This window comes from Methylocella silvestris (assembly GCF_002891535.1).
Taxonomy (GTDB): domain Bacteria; phylum Pseudomonadota; class Alphaproteobacteria; order Rhizobiales; family Beijerinckiaceae; genus Methylocapsa; species Methylocapsa silvestris_A.
Genome location: NZ_PDZR01000004.1, coordinates 64,894 through 80,452, shown reverse-complemented (window position 1 = coordinate 80,452; position 15,559 = coordinate 64,894). Strand labels below are relative to the sequence as shown.

Sequence of the window (15,559 nt, the reverse complement as noted above, 5' to 3'; positions counted from 1 at the left end):
GCTGCAAAGACCAAGCGAGGCTGAGGAAAGATGCCGCATGATTCGCTTTTTTCCAGAGCGGAAAATAACCCGCTTATTTCGTTTCGAGCGTGGCGAGGCGGGGCGGCAGCGGCGTCGGCTTGCGATCCTTGCCGATGGCGACGAAAACGAACAGCGCTTCGGTGACCTTGTTCACGGCTTCTTCCTCGCGATAACGCCGCCAGGCCTCGACCTTGACGCGCATCGACGTGCGGCCTTCGCTCGTCAGCCAGGCATAGAGGCTGACTTCGTCGCCGACGAAAACCGGGCTCAAAAAGGTCATTCCCTCGACGGTCACGGTTGCGCAGCGCCCGCGCGCGCGCCGCGCTGCGACATTGCCGGCCGCAAGATCCATCTGCGCCATCAGCCAGCCGCCGAAAATGTCGCCCGCCGGATTGGTGTCGGCCGGCATGGCGATGGCGCGGATCACCGGAGACCGATCCGGCGGTCCGGATTCGGCGGAACGCGGCTCGGAGCTTTGTTCGGATTCATTCGTCATGATGCGGCTCCCGACGCCGGCCGCAGGCGTTGAATTGACGGTCGAGCGATTTCATTGCCCCTCCAAACATTTCTGTGGGTCTCCGCTCATTTCGGCGGTACGGGACATGCCATGTCGCCCTCCGCGCAGTTCAGATAGACGCCGAGCGCCTTGACGCGGTCCGCGGTGAGCGCGTTGCGGCAGTTCGCGACGATCGTTGGATAGATGCTGCCGCCGCTCACGGCGCTGGCGGCGAAGGCGCATTCGCCGTCGCGGAACTGCAGCCAGGCGCGTTGCGCGACGATCAGGGCCTGTTTCGAATCCTCGCTGTTTTTGAGGCGGCCGATGAGGTCGCGGTAGATCGCATTGAGTTCCGCGTCCGTATTTTTCAACGCTGTATTGGCGCAATCATTCATCGCGGCCTGGGTCGCCGCCGCGCTGCAATCCTCGGCCCTGGCGTTCATGCCGGACAGCGTGGCGAAGAGACAAAAGGCGATCATTATGGAGCGCATCGGTTCGTGTTCTCCGTCAAACAGCGAGATCGAGGAAGGAACGCCCCTGGCGGTCCTCTGTCTCGACGATCCACAGATCTGGATCGAATTTGATCTGCCGCGCGAGCTTCTGTTCGGCCTCGGCCGGATCGATCCATTCGGCCGCGTGCAGGCGCGTGAACAGTCGAGCGTCCGCCTCCATCATTTCGCTCTGCGGCGCCGGCCCGAACAGCGCCGCCGCGCCGTCGAGGCGATCGATTTTGACGAAGATCGCTCCCGCCTCGGCCGCGCCGCGCCGCCGCAGAACAGCTGCGGCGCCCTCATGCGCGCAACGCCGCAGATAGGCCGAGACCCAGAAATCGGCGCGCAGCCTCATTTTTCCATCCGTCGCCAGGGTGATCCCCAATCGCCTTTGCCTTTATAGAAAGGACATGTATCCCGTCGATGCAAAATCCGTGTACGCATCGTCGGGCGGCCGGCGAGGCGGCCGCAAAGGCGGTGGATCGTGACGATCTTGCACTGAATCCATGCGCCGGTTTCCCGTCGCCGCGTTTAATTGCCGCCTGCTTGATCGAAGGATTGCCTCATGGCCGCGCTGGAAACCGTTCTCGACCGAATCGACGCCAACCTCGACGCCGCGCTGGCGCGGCTGTTCAAGCTCGTCGCGATTAAATCAGTGTCGACCGATCCCGCCTTCGCCGGCGATTGCGTCGCCGCGGCGCAATTTTTATCAGACGAACTGACCTCGCTCGGTTTTGAGGCCTCGGTGCGCCCCACCGCCGGCCATCCGATGGTCGTCGCCCACGCCAAAGCGGGCCGGCCCGATGTGCCGCATCTGCTTTTCTACGGCCACTATGACGTCCAGCCGCCGGATCCGCTTGAGCTTTGGGAGAGCCCGCCATTTGAGCCGAAAATCGTCGAGGCCGCGACGGGCCGGCGTATCGTCGGCCGCGGCGTCGCCGACGACAAGGGTCAGCTGATGACCTTCATCGAGGCCGTTCGCGCCTTCAAGGAGACCGGCGATCTCCCCTGCAAGATCACGGTGCTGCTCGAAGGCGAGGAAGAGACCGGCTCGCCCTCATTGCCGGCCTTTCTCGCCGCCAACAAGAGCGAGCTTGAGGCCGATCTCGCGCTTGTCTGCGACACCGGCATGTGGGATCGGACGACGCCCGCGATCACCACCATGCTGCGCGGCCTCGTCACGGAGGAAGTCATCATCCGCGGCGCGGACCGCGATCTGCACTCTGGCATTTTTGGGTCCGCCGCGGTCAATCCCATCCACGCGCTCGCAAGCGTCATTGCCGGCCTGCATGACGCCGAGGGAAAAATCACGCTGCCGGGCTTTTATGACGGCGTCGCCGAATTGCCCGAGGAGGTCGCCGAGCAATGGCGCGATCTGAATTTCGACGAAGCGGCCTTTCTTGCCGCCGTCGGCCTCTCGGTTCCGGCTGGCGAGAAAGGCCGCAGCGTGCTCGAGATGGTTTGGTCGCGGCCAAGCTGCGACGTCAACGGAATCATCGGCGGCTACACTGGCAAGGGCTCGAAAACGGTGCTGCCGGCGCAGGCGAGCGCCAAATTTTCCTTCCGGCTGGTCGGGGCGCAGGATCCGGCCAAGATCGCCGAGAGCTTTCGCGCCTATGTGCGCAAGAGCCTGCCGCAAGACTGCCGCGTCGAATTCATCCCCCATGGCGGATCAAAGGCGCTGAACCTGCCGTTCAGTTCGGAGCAGCTGTCGCGCGCGAGCCGGGCGCTGCAGGCCGAGTGGGACGCGACGCCGGTGCTTGCCGGCTGCGGCGGCTCGATCCCGATCGTCGGCAGTTTCAAGAGCGACCTCAATATGGATACGCTGATGATCGGCTTTGGCCTCGAGGACGATCGCGTCCATTCGCCTAACGAAAAATATGAGCTGAGCTCGTTCCACAAGGGCGCGCGCAGCTGGGCGCGGGTGCTGGACGCTTTGGCGCTGTAACGCGCTGAAAACAGGAGGCCGGGAGCGTCATACAGGCGCCGCGCGGCCCGCTTCGGATTTGGCGGAATGATGCGCCCACGCCCAAGGTTCGCGTCGCCATGCTTGGCGACGGTCAGCCTAGCTCGCGTCGGCGATGCGGCGGCGGACGGCGGCGAACACGTCGACAAACATTTGCGGCGTCAGCACGCCCGTATTGGTGTTGTAGCGGGAGCAATGGTAGCTATCGATCAGCGTCAAACTCCGCCCGCTCGGATGACGCAGATTATGTTCTGCGCCATGGGCGAAGGGGAAGGCGGACAGCTTCGCCCCCAGCGCCCGCAGGGTCGACTCATGGGCGATCCTGCCAAGCGCGACGACGATGGCGAGATTGACGGACTGCTCCAGCGTTGCTTTGAGAAAGCTGCGGCAGGTCGCGATTTCCCCGGGCGTCGGCTTGTTTTGCGGCGGCACGCAGCGCACAGCGTTGCTGATCGCGCAATCGCGCAGGCTAAGGCCGTCGTCGCGGCTCGCGCCATAGGCGCCCGTCGCGAAGCCGTAGGCGAGCAGCGTCCGATAGAGAAGATCGCCCGCGTAATCGCCGGTAAAAGGGCGCCCCGTGCGGTTCGCGCCGCGCAGGCCCGGCGCGAGGCCGACAATCAGGACCGGAGCCGAAGGATCGCCAAAGGTCGGGACGGGCGCGTTGCTCCAGTCGGGCTGTTCTTCGCGCAGCGCGCGCCGCAATGCCGCAAGACGCGGGCAAAGCGGGCAGTCGCGTGAAGGCTCAAGCGCGCCGGACTCAACTGCGCCTGCGGAATCATCCAAAGTCATCGGACGGCGGCGCCGAAAGCGGCCGGCCGCGCTCAGTCGAGCCGGTCGTCAGCGAGCTCGGCGTCGACCGAGGGCGCCGTCGGCGAGCGGCGCTCGGCGGTCCGATGCGCTCGCTCGGGGCGATCCCCGGCGTCGCGTCCGATCTTTGAGGCGAGATGGATGATGTCGATAAATTCGTCGGCCTGACGCCGCAGCTCGTCGGCGACCATCGCCGGCTGGGTGGCGTTAGTCGAAACGACGGAGACGCGCACGCCCTTGCGTTGTATCGCCTCGACGAGCGAGCGGAAATCGCCGTCGCCGGAAAAAAGCACGATATGGTCGAGATGTTCGGCCATCTCCATCGCGTCGACGGCGAGCTCGATATCCATATTGCCCTTGACCTTGCGCCGCCCGAGGGAGTCGACGAATTCCTTGGTCGGCTTGGTCACGACTGAATAACCGTTATAATCCAGCCAGTCGACCAGCGGACGAATTGAGGAATATTCCTGATCTTCAACTAAAGCTGTATAGTAAAAAGCGCGGATCAGCTTACCGCGACTCTGAAATTCCTTGAGCAGCCGTTTATAATCAATGTCGAAGCCCAAAGACTTTGCGGTCGCATAAAGGTTCGCGCCATCAATAAAAAGCGCAATTCTCTCCTGATCTGCCATATTTTGCGTGCTCTTCAATATTCGATTGTAACCCGGCCCGAAACTTAGTCGAGCAAGTTAAACCTTAGGTGATCGATACAACTACGAGTATTCTAACTCACAGGATGTGTGAAGGGTTCCCACAAAATATTTACAAAAATTGATGACTGCGTCAAAAATGAGCTGGAACAGTTATTGTCCAGCCCGCAATCATCAGTGAACCCCACACCCCTACGGGCGCCGAACGGTGGATTCTTGCGCAAGATCATGACCAAATATAGCCCGCATTTGATAATTTGAAGATTTCCATTTTCGCGCGGGTAAGGCGGCCAAAACATAAATTGCTTGCTTCGTGAGCGCTTTGCGAGATAAATCCACATTAATCAGTAACATCCGCCTATTGATGAAGGAGCGAGCGCTTCATGGCCCGCGTCACCGTAGAAGATTGTGTCGACAAGGTTGAGAACAGGTTTGAACTCGTGCTGCTTGCGAGCCACCGCGCCCGCATGATCGCCGCGGGAGCGCCGATCACGATTGATCGAGACAACGACAAAAATCCGGTGGTTTCGCTCCGCGAGATCGCCGATTCCACTTTGACGCCGGATGATCTGAAGGAAGATCTCATTCAGTCCTTGCAAAAGCATGTCGAGGTCGACGAGCCAGAGCCCGAAGTCGTTCCCGCTCTGTCATCGGCGCCGCAGGGTCCCGAAGCGATCGGCGACATTCAGTTCGACCGCATGACCGAGGAAGATCTCCTGCGTGGCCTTGAAGGGCTTGTTCCGCCGGCCGAAACCGAAGACGATTCCGAATAGCCGGCTTTTAAAATCGGCAATATTCTGTCAGCCTGATCTGCCGTCAGCCGCGCCGGCGCGGCGGGGGTTGAGCGTCGCGGCGTTCGGGACGAAACTTGATCCCAGGTTGTTGAGAAGCTTTGCCGGAGGCCCTTGCGGCGCCTCCGGCGCGGCTTTGACGCCGATTGAAGATCAGATCCGGCGGGAGTGCGGCGAAACGGCGCGCGTCGCGAGGGCATGTCGTCAGGCCTCGCGTCCCGCCGCCGGCCGGATTTCAAGACAGCCATGCTTGCGCCAGGTCCGGCGGCAGGCGTCGCCTGAAGCAGCGGATCCAACCGAGCCATGATGCGGCAATATGAACTTGTCGACCGGGTGCGGCGCTATAATCCGCAGGCCGACGAAATATTGCTCAATCGCGCCTATGTCTATGCGATGAAGGCGCATGGCGCGCAAAAGCGCGCCTCGGGCGATCCCTATTTCTCCCATCCGCTCGAAGTCGCCGCGATCCTCACCGACATGAAGCTCGACGACGCGACGATCGTCGCCGCCGTGCTGCATGACACCATCGAGGACACCGATTCGACGCGCGAGGAGATCGACCGGCTGTTTGGTCAGGACATCGGCCGCCTCGTCGACGGGCTGACAAAGCTCAAGAAGCTTGATCTCGTCTCGAAAAAAGCCGCTCACGCCGAAAATTTCCGCAAGCTCCTGCTCGCCATCGCGCAAGACGTCCGCGTGCTGCTCGTCAAGCTCGCCGACCGGCTGCACAATATGCGCACCCTGCATTTCGTACCGCCTGAAAAGCGCGAGCGGATCGCTGAGGAGACGCTCGACATCTATGCGCCTCTCGCCGGCCGGATGGGCATGCAGGGGATGCGCGACGAACTCGAAGACCTCGCCTTCCGTCATCTGATGCCGGAAGCTTATGCGACGATCGAAGCGCGTCTCGACGAGTTCCGGCGCAAGAACGGCAAAGCGATCGCCACAATCGAGAAAGAATTTGTCGACGAACTTGCCGCCCATGGCATCAAGGCCAAGGTCGCCGGACGCGAAAAGCAGCCCTATTCCGTGTGGCGCAAGATGGAGCGCAAATCGATCGCTTTCGAGCAGCTGTCCGACATTTTCGGCTTTCGCGTCGTGGTCGAAAGCGTCGAGGACTGCTATCGCGTGATCGGCGCAGTCCACACCAAATGGGCCGTCGTGCCGGGCCGCTTCAAGGACTATATCTCCACCCCGAAGCCGAACGACTATCAGTCGATCCACACCACAGTGGTCGGGCCGGGCCGGCAGCGCGTCGAATTGCAGGTGCGCACGGAAGCGATGCAGGACATCGCCCGCAACGGCATCGCCGCTCACGCCCTCTACAAGGACGGCCGCGTCGCCGACCGCGAGACGCTGACAGGCGAAAGCCGCGCCTATCAATGGCTGCGCCGCACCATCGAGATGCTTGCCGAGGGCGACACTCCGGAAGAATTTCTCGAGCACACCAAGCTCGAACTGTTTCACGATCAGGTGTTCTGCTTCTCGCCGAAGGGGCGGCTGATTGCTCTCCCGCGCGGCGCGAACGCCATCGATTTCGCCTATGCGGTCCACACCGACGTCGGCAATTCCGCGGTCGGTGCGAAGATCAACGGGCGCCACGCGCCGCTCGTCTCCGAGCTTCAGAACGGCGACGAGGTCGAGATTACGCGGACCGAAGGCCAGGTCCCCCCGGCCGCCTGGGAGTCGCTGGTCGTGACCGGCAAGGCGCGTTCGGCGATCCGACGGGCGACGCGCGAGGCCGTGCGCGCGCAATACGCCGGGCTTGGCCGCCAGATCGTCGCGCGCGCCTTCGAGCGCGCCGGAAAAGCCTATTCCGAGGATCGACTGAAGCCGGTGCTGGCGCGGCTCGCCAGAGTCAATGTCGAGGATGTGCTCGCCGCCGTCGGACGCGGCGAAATGTTTTCGGGCGATGTCGTCAAGGCGGTCTATCCCGACTTCAAGGAGGATCGGAAAGCCGCCGCCGCCGCGCGCCCGCATGGCGAGGCCGGTTGGTTTGGCATGAAGAAGGCGGCGGGCCTTGTCTTCAAGATCCCCGGCGAAGGCGGCGACCAGCCAAGCCAGCAATCGATCCCGATTCGTGGCCTTCAGGGCGATCTTCCGGTGCGCTTCGCGCCCAATGGCGGCGCGGTGCCGGGCGACCGCATCGTCGGCATTCTGACGCCCGGCGAAGGCATCACCATCTATCCGATCCAGTCGCCGGCGCTGACCGACTTCGACGAGCAGCCGGAGCGATGGCTCGACGTGCGCTGGGACGTCGAGGAGGGAACGCATGAATTCTTTCCGGCGCGCATCGTCATCACCGCGATCAACGAGCCGGGCGCGCTTGGCACGATTTCAACCGTCATCGGCGACAATGACGCCAACATCGACAATATCGTGTTCCGGCCGCTGTCGGCCGATTTCCGCGAAATGACCATCGACGTCGAGGTCAACGATCTGAAGCATCTCAACGCCATCATCTCAAATTTGCGCGCGCGTTCGGTGGTGAGCAAGGTCGAACGTGTGAACGCCTGAGGCGCAGCTTCAACGAACCGAGAAATAACTCCAGGCGCTCGGCGCATAATCGCCTAGCGCGGGAGCGACTGTGTAGACTCGCCAGGCATAATCCGCGGGAGCGGCCGGCAGTCGCGCCAGCAGGGCCGATCGCTCCGTGTAAGCCGAAAATGCAATTTCGGCGGGCGCGCTCGCAAGCGAGATGATCTGCACATAATATTCTACCGGCGTTTGCTGCGCCTGCGCGGACCAACACAGTTCGAGAGTAGTTTTGTCGCCGACGCTCGCGATCGCTTCGGCTGTAAGAGAGGAGAGGATCGCGGGAGTCAGCGTGACCGCCGCCGGCGGCTTGTGCGAAGAGAGGAATATTCGCGCAGCCGTGGCCTTCGTCGTCGCGGCGTCGAGCCCATTGGCTGCCGCCGCCTCGTACCACACCTTGGCGAGAGCGATATTGCGCGGCGTTCCCTCGCCCGTTTCATAGAGCTGGGCCAGATTATACTGCGCCCTCGTATGTTCATGCGCCGCCGCCCTCGCATACCAAACCGCGGCGACGGCCGGGTCGCGCGCGACTCCGATCCCGCTGTCATACATCACTGCGACTTTGAACTGCGCCGGAGCGAACTGCGCCTTTGCGGCGCGCAAATACCACTGCAAGGTCGCGGCGGCGTTTTGCGCGCCGCCGACGCCAAGATCGTTCAGAAGGCCAAGGCCGAACGCGGCGCGGGGATCGCCCCGTTCGGCAAGATCGCGCCAGATTTGCCGCGCCTCATCGTAGTGACGGTCGTTGAAGGCGGAAAGGCCGAGATCCGCATCGACATGATCGTCCGCGCTTTCCGAAGGCGCGGCGGCGCAGACAGCAACGACGCGAGCAAAACCCGCGAGCGCTAACGCCAGACCGCCAAAAAGCGCCGCGCGGCAGGCCGAGCTTAGCGCCACGTTTGAAATCATGGGATCGAGATTTCGATCGAACCCGGCGAGGGGAGGAGACCCTTTTGGCCGGCCGCGCGCAGCTCCGCCGCCTGCACGTCGACGGCGCCAATGACAGGAGCGATCGTTTCGCGCAGGGCGATGGCGGCGTCGCGGTCGGGCCGGAAATAATAGGCGACCCCGGGCTTCGTGACCGGTTTGTCGGCGACGTTGACGGCTGCGATTTCAAGACCCGCTGCGGCGAGCGCGCGTCTGACATCCTCCACTTGTTTTGAACCTTGCTCCCCGCTTGAAACCATCAGCACGACGCGGACGGGCGCCCCGGCCGGCGGCGTCGGGGCGAGGCGGACCGGGGCGATTGTCATCTCCGCCTCGGCGCGGCCGATGGATCGTGTCAGAGTCGGTCGATCGGCGCCTGTGGCGGGCGCGATTTCCTGCGCCGGCTTTTGCCCGGCCGCGCCGGATTTTTCAGCCCTAGGCGCCGGTTGTTGCGAGGGGGCCGCCACGGGCGCGAAAGATAATTCCGCGCGGGCTGCGCCGCGGGGGGCCTCGCCGCGCGAGGAGGCCGTCGGCGCGGAAAGAGACGCCGCCTGCCGATGGTCGATCGCGAAAGCAAGGCAAACGGTGACCGTCACGACACAGCAGGCGGTGACGATCGCTTCGCGCAAAGGCCCCGCCGGCTGCGATGCGCTCGGCAGTTCAGGCGCCGGCGCCGTCCAGTTCATCGGTCCTGCCGGGGCGTGAGAGGTGACCGCAAAATCCCGCGTCGCCGGAGTGGCATTTTCCACGCGCTCGACCCTCCCGCTGGGTGTCAAAGTATTGTTGATAATTTTCGAAATATTTCAGTTGTATTTCACGCTTATATTGTACGTTTGATCGCTGCAGGGGGCAATCTTGAGATCTGCTCTCCTGCCGCGCCCCATTGTCCGCGTTATTCTGTCTTTATTATTGCGAGGCGCCGGACGTTTACGTGGCTTAAGCTTAGGCTTGCGCAAAATATGTGGATGTCGCAGTGCGCGTCGCGGGGCCCACAGCCCAAGCGGTTTATGCAAAGAGTGATATGCTCGCCAAAAAGGGGAGCGCGCCATGAAAACTCGTCTTCGCTGCGTTCTGATCGTCGCGCTTGCGTCAACGCCCCTACGCGTGTTGCGCGCGCAGGACATGATGAGCCAGGTCGATCTGGCGAGTCCCATGTTCACAAAGGCGGAAATGACCCGCGCCGACGTGGAGGCGGCGCTGAAGAACGTTGGCCGCCGGCCGGATTTTTCGAACAAAAGCCTGAACGGCCTCGATCTGTCGAACCTCGATCTTTCCGGCGTTAATTTCCGCGCGGCGCGGATGAATAACGCGAATTTTGCCGGCGGCAAGCTCGACGGCGCTGTGCTCGATCAGGCCTGGGCGCTCAAGGCGAATTTTTCGGGCGCGAGCCTGCGCGGCGCGGGTCTTTTTGCCAGCCAGCTGCGCGGCGCGAATTTTGAGGGCGCGGATCTGTCCAGGTCTCGCATCACCGCCGACATGTCCGGAGCGAGCATGCGTAACGCCAAATTCATCGGCGCCAATCTCTCCGCCGACATGCAGAATCAATCCATGGGCCTCATCCGGGCCGTGCTGAAGTCGGCCGATTTGAGCGGAGCGGATTTTTCAGGCGCCAATCTGTCGCGCGATGATTTGCAGTTTTCCAAATTCGTCGGGGCGAATTTCACGGGCGCCTCACTGGCTGGGGCCGACGCCAGCGGCGCCGATTTTCGTGGCGCGGTTTTCAAGGACGCCGATCTCACGGGCCTCGACATAAGCTCGGCACGGATCGACGCGGGGCAGTCCAGCGCCTTTGCAAAAGCAAAGAACTTTTCGCGTGTCCTGACGGAGTGATCGCCGGCGCCCTTTCGGATGGCGCGGCGGCCAATTCATGATAAGCGCATGCGCTCGCCGCCCGCAGCGGCGCAAGAGCGTTCAAAAACCATGTCCCACAAAATTCCCCGCCTTGGCGTCAACGTCGATCATGTCGCCACCCTGCGCAATGCGCGCGGCGCGGTCTTTCCCGATCCCGTCCGCGCCGCCCTTGTCGCCATCGCCGCGGGCGCCGACGGCATAACCGCCCATCTGCGCGAGGATCGCCGCCACATTCGCGACGAGGACATGGCGCGCCTGAAGCGGGAAATCTCCGTCCCGCTTAATTTCGAGATGGCCGCGACCAATGAGATGGTGGCGATCGCCATCGCGACGCGACCGCATGCCTGTTGCCTCGTGCCCGAGCGGCGCAGCGAACGCACGACGGAGGGCGGTCTCAATGTGCTCGATGGCCACGATCATCTGAAACTGGTCACGGCGGAGCTTGGCAAGGCCGGAGTGCGCGTGTCTCTATTCATCGAGCCAGGCAAAAGCGCTGTCGAGGCGGCGAAGTCGATCGGCGCTCCCGTCGTCGAATTGCATACCGGCTCCTGGTGCGACGCGCTCGCCCATTGCGAGAAGGAGCGCGCCGCGCAGGAATTCCTGCGCATCGAGGCTGCCGCGACGATGGCGGAAAACCTTGGCCTCGAATGTCACGCCGGCCATGGGCTCGATTTTGCGACCGCCGCCACGATTTCGGCGCTGCCGCAGATCGCCGAGCTCAACATCGGTCATTTTCTCGTGAGCGAGGCGATCTTCATCGGGCTGCCCGAGGCGATCAGAACCATGCGGGAAGCGATCGCCGCCGGCCGGGCGAAAGCGTCTCAAGGGGCGCATGGAGAGCATCCGTGATCATCGGCTTCGGCGTCGATATCTGCGACATCCGCCGCATCGAGGATTCGCTCACGCGGTTCGGCGAGCGCTTCACGAAGCGCTGCTTCACCGAGATCGAGCGCGCGAAATCCGACGGACGGGCAGGGCGCGCGGCCTCCTACGCGAAGCGATTCGCGGCCAAGGAGGCCTGCTCGAAAGCGCTGGGGACGGGGCTGCGCTTTGGCGTCGCCTGGCGTGAAATGGGCGTCGTCAATCTGCCGTCGGGAAAACCCACCTTCAGCCTCACCGGAGGGGCGCTGCGCCGACTCAAAAGCATGACCCCGCTCGGCTGCCGCCCGGTCTTGCATCTTTCCATCACCGACGAATATCCATGGGCGCAGGCGCAGGTCATCATCGAAGCGCTTGAAGACCCCGACGCTTTGCTGCAGCCGCCAGATGTGTTCGAGGCCTGATGCGGGCGCCCCGATGCTGGACGCCCTGTACCGCGGTTTCGACGCATGGTAAGGAGCGGTCTTCCATCAGGTTGCCGCAATGCTGCGGCGGCTTGCGGCCGAGTTTTTGGCGCGGGTCGTGACAATGCGCAAGATGCTGCTCGAGCGCGACGCCAAGCCGATTTCCAGAGCATTTTCCGCAAGAGTTGCCGATTTTTGCGAAAATAAAATGCGTTGAAACAAACAGATAGAGCGTCTTCGCAACTTCGCGAATTATGACAGCGCTCTAGCCTCCTTGAGAGACGAGTTGAATGACAGAGCCAGTGCGGTTGAATGAAAAGGCGGCCCAGGTTAAGCCCCGGGCCGAAGGCGGGATCGGCGAGACCGTCAAGGTCGTGCTTCAGGCCCTGCTGATCGCGCTCGTCGTCCGGACTTTTCTGTTCCAGCCGTTCAATATTCCGTCAGGCTCGATGATCCCGACCCTTCTGATCGGCGATTATCTGTTCGTCTCGAAATACGCCTATGGCTATTCGCGTCACTCGATTCCGTTCAGCCCGGATCTGTTTCACGGGCGGGTTTTTGCCTCTCCGCCGAAACGCGGCGACGTCGCCGTGTTCAAACTGCCGCGCGACGGCCAGACGGATTACATCAAGCGCGTGATCGGCCTTCCCGGCGACAAGATCCAGATGAAGGACGGACGGCTTTTTATCAACGATGAGCTCGTGCCGCGCGAGCCGATCGCCAAGGCCCATACGGAAGATTTCTACGGCCGCGAGACGGATGTCCCGACCTATGAGGAGACGCTGCCTGGCGGCGTCAAGCACACCATCATTGAGATTCAGGGCGATTCCGGCTTCAACGACAACACGCAGGCGTTCATCGTCCCGCCCGAGCATTATTTCATGATGGGCGACAATCGCGACAATTCAACCGACAGCCGCGTTTCGCCAGATCAGGGCGGCGTCGGCTATGTGCCGTTTGACAATTTTGTCGGCCGCGCCGAGCTTATTTTCTTCTCTGTCGGCAAGGGCGCCCCGGCATGGGCGTTCTGGGAGTGGCCTTGGACCGTGCGTTGGGACCGGATGCTGAAGCCCGTGCATTAGCGATGGCCGCAGCTCCGGATTTGAGCGCGCTCGAGGCGCGCATCGGTCATCGTTTTTCGGCGGCGGACCTGATCGAGGCCGCGCTCACCCATGTCAGCGCGGCGCAGGGCAAACGCGTCAGCTATCAGCGGCTTGAGTTTCTTGGCGACCGCGTTCTGGGCGTCATCGTCGCGAATATGCTCTACGCCGCTTTTCCCGACGCGGACGAGGGCGAGTTATCGCGCCGCCTCGCCGATCTCGTGCGCAAGGAAAGCTGCGCCGAGGTCGCGCTCGAATGGGGCGTCGAGGCCTTTGTGCGGGTCGGCGAAAGCGAAAAGCAGAACGCCTCGGTCAATCGGGCGATCCTTGGCGACGTGTGCGAGTCGATTATTGGCGCCGTTTTTCTGGACGGCGGCTTCGCGCCGGCCCAATTGGTGGTGACGCAAGCCTTTGAGCCGCGTATGCGCTCGCCGCGCCGGCCTTTGCGTGATCCGAAGACGACCTTGCAGGAATGGGCGCAGGCGCGCGGCTTGCCGCCGCCGTCCTACCGCGAGACCGCCCGGACCGGACCGGACCATGCGCCGGAATTTACCATTTCGGTCGAGATCTCCGGCTTTCAGCAGGCTGAAGCGAGGGGTCTCGCCAAGCGTCTCGCGGAGCAGGCGGCGGCGGCGGCCTTTCTGACGCGGGAAAAAATCGTCGATCCCGGCGACCGGAAAGGCGCGGCATGAGCGAGGATCACAAGCAAATCGCGGGCGGCGGCGGGCAGGCGGCGCGCTGCGGCTTCGTCGCCCTGATCGGCGCGCCGAACGCGGGCAAATCGACGCTGATCAATCAACTCGTCGGCGCGAAAGTCTCGATCGTCTCGCGTAAGGCGCAGACGACGCGCGCGCAGGTGCGCGGCATCGCCATTGAGGGCGACGCGCAGATCATCTTCGTCGACACGCCGGGCATTTTCGCGCCAAGGCGCAGGCTCGACCGGGCGATGGTCACCTCGGCCTGGGGCGGGGCGGGCGACGCCGACGCCGTCGCCCTGCTGATCGATGCGCGCAAAGGCCTCGACGAAGACGTCGAGGCGATCCTGGCGCGGCTCGCCGACGTCAGGGCGGCGAAAATTCTCGTCATCAACAAGATCGACACGGTCGAGCCGCCAAAACTGCTCGACATCGCCGCGCAGTTCAATGAAAGGCTCGCGTTCGATCATACTTTCATGATTTCGGCCCTGCGCGGCTATGGCGTCGAAACCATGCGCCGCCAGCTCGCCGCTTTGATGCCGCCGGGTCCTTGGCATTATCCGGAAGATCAGATTTCCGACGCGCCGATGCGCTCGCTCGCCGCCGAAATCACCCGCGAAAAAATCTTCGAGCGGCTGCACGACGAACTGCCCTATCAGTCTACCGTCGAGACCGATATCTGGACCGAGTTGCCGGACGGCTCGGTTCGCATCGAGCAGACGATTTTCGTCATGCGCGATGGCCACAAGAAAATCGTGCTCGGCGAGAGCGGCCGCACCATCAAGGCGATCGGCACCGCCGCCCGCAAGGAGATTTCCGAGGCGATCGAGCAGAAGGCGCATCTGTTTTTGTTCGTCAAGGTTCGCGAGAACTGGGCCGATGATCCCGAGCGCTACCGCGAAATGGGCCTTGATTTCCCGAAGTGAGGGCGCTTTTTCCTGCCGCCGGCATGACGCTTGAGCGCGGCGTCCGCCCGGCCTATGTATTGCTCCATCTTTGGCTTCGAGCCCGGCGCAAACATAAACAATGACGATCGCCAGCATGACCGGTTTCGCCCGGATCGCGGGAGGGGCCGGCGCCTATAGCTGGGCCTTCGAACTGAAATCCGTCAACGCCAAGGGATTCGATCTGCGCCTGCGTCTGCCGCAGGGCTTTGATCCGATCGAGCCCGAGGCGCGCCGCCGCCTCGGCGAAAAACTTCATCGCGGCACCGTCTACGCGACCTTATCGGCAAAGCGCGAGGCGGAAAGCCCCGAGATCCGCATCAATCAGGATCTGCTCGGCAAGCTCCTTGCCGCCGTGCAAGGGCTCGATCTGCCGGCCGGCGTCGCACCCGCAAGGCTCGACGGATTGCTCGCGCTGCGCGGCGTCGTCGAGACGGTCGATGCTCCTGAATCGGAAGCCGCACTCGATGAGGCCCGCCTCGGCGCGCTCAAAAATCTTGACGACGCGCTCGATGCGCTGGTTGTAATGCGTCGCGCGGAGGGCGCGGCGCTCGGAAAGATGTTGGAGGCGCGACTGGCGCGAATCGCGCTTCTGACGCAGGAGGCGGACGCCTGCCCGGGGCGCCAGCCCGCGGCGATCAATGCGCGGCTGCGTCAGGCCGTGGAAGCGCTTTGCGAGAATACGAGTCTCGATCTAAACAGACTGCATCAAGAAGCCGCGATTCTTGCCGCCAAAGGCGACATTCGCGAGGAGCTAGATCGGCTCGGGACCCATGCCAGTGCGGCAGGCGCCTTGATCGCCGGGGGAGGCCCGATCGGGCGCAAGCTCGATTTCCTGGCGCAGGAAATGTCGCGCGAGGCCAATACGCTCAGCGCCAAATCGAATGACGCGGCGCTCACCGCGATTGGCATGGAATTGCGCATCGAAATCGAGCAGTTTCGCGAACAGGTTCAGAATGTCGAGTAGCCTTATGCCGGAAGATGCGCAGCGCGTCGGGGACG

General features: G+C 62.9%; 17 protein-coding genes. 10 read left to right on the top strand and 7 right to left on the bottom strand.

Features of this window, described 5'->3' with window-relative positions; translation table 11 throughout:
• Positions 1–73: 73 nt before the first annotated feature.
• From CR492_RS06000 to CR492_RS05990, 3 genes are all read right to left on the bottom strand, one after another.
• Positions 74–517, bottom strand: a complete 444-nt coding sequence (locus CR492_RS06000; RefSeq protein WP_102842833.1) for an acyl-CoA thioesterase — start codon at positions 515–517, stop codon at positions 74–76.
• Between the two features lie 86 nt (positions 518–603).
• Positions 604–1,008: a lysozyme inhibitor LprI family protein gene (locus CR492_RS05995; protein ID WP_102842832.1), complete on the bottom strand. Its 405-nt coding sequence runs from the start codon at positions 1,006–1,008 to the stop codon at positions 604–606.
• Positions 1,009–1,024: 16 nt separating this feature from the next.
• Positions 1,025–1,363: a DUF1491 family protein gene (locus tag CR492_RS05990; protein WP_102842926.1), complete on the bottom strand. Its 339-nt coding sequence runs from the start codon at positions 1,361–1,363 to the stop codon at positions 1,025–1,027.
• A 210-nt stretch (positions 1,364–1,573) separates the two neighbouring features.
• On the opposite strand from CR492_RS05990, the gene CR492_RS05985 reads away from it, so the two are divergent.
• The gene (locus CR492_RS05985; RefSeq protein ID WP_102842831.1) at positions 1,574–2,956 is read left to right on the top strand and encodes a M20/M25/M40 family metallo-hydrolase; all 1,383 of its coding nucleotides are present in this window, start codon (positions 1,574–1,576) and stop codon (positions 2,954–2,956) included.
• A gap of 117 nt (positions 2,957–3,073) precedes the next feature.
• Here the strand turns inward: CR492_RS05985 and CR492_RS05980 are convergent, their stop codons facing one another.
• Both CR492_RS05980 and CR492_RS05975 read right to left on the bottom strand, forming a co-directional pair.
• Complete coding sequence (locus CR492_RS05980) at positions 3,074–3,763, bottom strand: uracil-DNA glycosylase (RefSeq protein WP_102842830.1); 690 nt, start codon at positions 3,761–3,763, stop codon at positions 3,074–3,076.
• A gap of 32 nt (positions 3,764–3,795) precedes the next feature.
• Positions 3,796–4,413, bottom strand: a complete 618-nt coding sequence (locus tag CR492_RS05975; protein WP_102842829.1) for an NYN domain-containing protein — start codon at positions 4,411–4,413, stop codon at positions 3,796–3,798.
• A 401-nt stretch (positions 4,414–4,814) separates the two neighbouring features.
• Between CR492_RS05975 and rpoZ the strand changes: the two genes are divergently transcribed.
• Positions 4,815–5,204, top strand: coding sequence for a DNA-directed RNA polymerase subunit omega (gene rpoZ / locus CR492_RS05970; RefSeq protein ID WP_102842828.1), 390 nt, complete (start codon positions 4,815–4,817; stop codon positions 5,202–5,204).
• Positions 5,205–5,525: 321 nt separating this feature from the next.
• Positions 5,526–7,739 carry a RelA/SpoT family protein gene (locus CR492_RS05965; protein ID WP_102842827.1) on the top strand — a complete coding sequence of 738 codons (2,214 nt, stop codon included), beginning with the start codon at positions 5,526–5,528 and terminating at the stop codon, positions 7,737–7,739.
• Between the two features lie 9 nt (positions 7,740–7,748).
• Here CR492_RS05965 and CR492_RS05960 read toward each other — a convergent pair whose 3' ends face one another.
• Together CR492_RS05960 and CR492_RS05955 are read right to left on the bottom strand one after the other, a co-directional pair.
• Positions 7,749–8,654, bottom strand: a complete 906-nt coding sequence (locus tag CR492_RS05960; protein ID WP_180982446.1) for a tetratricopeptide repeat protein — start codon at positions 8,652–8,654, stop codon at positions 7,749–7,751.
• Between the two features lie 8 nt (positions 8,655–8,662).
• A complete protein-coding gene (locus CR492_RS05955) occupies positions 8,663–9,433 on the bottom strand; it encodes a hypothetical protein (RefSeq protein ID WP_146030186.1) in 771 nt (256 codons plus the stop codon).
• Between the two features lie 298 nt (positions 9,434–9,731).
• On the opposite strand from CR492_RS05955, the gene CR492_RS05950 reads away from it, so the two are divergent.
• The 7 genes from CR492_RS05950 (at position 9,732) to CR492_RS05920 (ending at position 15,524) form a co-directional block, all read left to right on the top strand.
• On the top strand, positions 9,732–10,514 hold the full coding sequence (locus CR492_RS05950) for a pentapeptide repeat-containing protein (protein WP_102842824.1): 783 nt from the start codon (positions 9,732–9,734) through the stop codon (positions 10,512–10,514).
• Between the two features lie 90 nt (positions 10,515–10,604).
• A complete protein-coding gene (locus tag CR492_RS05945; protein WP_102842925.1) occupies positions 10,605–11,384 on the top strand; it encodes a pyridoxine 5'-phosphate synthase in 780 nt (259 codons plus the stop codon).
• Positions 11,381–11,818, top strand: a complete 438-nt coding sequence (gene acpS / locus CR492_RS05940; protein WP_102842823.1) for a holo-ACP synthase — start codon at positions 11,381–11,383, stop codon at positions 11,816–11,818. The genes CR492_RS05945 and acpS overlap by 4 nt, the downstream gene beginning before the upstream one ends.
• Before the next feature lie 290 nt (positions 11,819–12,108).
• Positions 12,109–12,900: a signal peptidase I gene (gene lepB / locus CR492_RS05935; RefSeq protein WP_102842822.1), complete on the top strand. Its 792-nt coding sequence runs from the start codon at positions 12,109–12,111 to the stop codon at positions 12,898–12,900.
• Between the two features lie 2 nt (positions 12,901–12,902).
• A complete protein-coding gene (gene rnc / locus CR492_RS05930; RefSeq protein ID WP_102842821.1) occupies positions 12,903–13,610 on the top strand; it encodes a ribonuclease III in 708 nt (235 codons plus the stop codon).
• Positions 13,607–14,539: a GTPase Era gene (era, locus tag CR492_RS05925; RefSeq protein ID WP_102842820.1), complete on the top strand. Its 933-nt coding sequence runs from the start codon at positions 13,607–13,609 to the stop codon at positions 14,537–14,539. Before rnc ends, era begins: the two co-directional genes overlap by 4 nt.
• A gap of 100 nt (positions 14,540–14,639) precedes the next feature.
• On the top strand, positions 14,640–15,524 hold the full coding sequence (locus CR492_RS05920) for a YicC/YloC family endoribonuclease (protein ID WP_102842819.1): 885 nt from the start codon (positions 14,640–14,642) through the stop codon (positions 15,522–15,524).
• Positions 15,525–15,559: the final 35 nt, after the last annotated feature.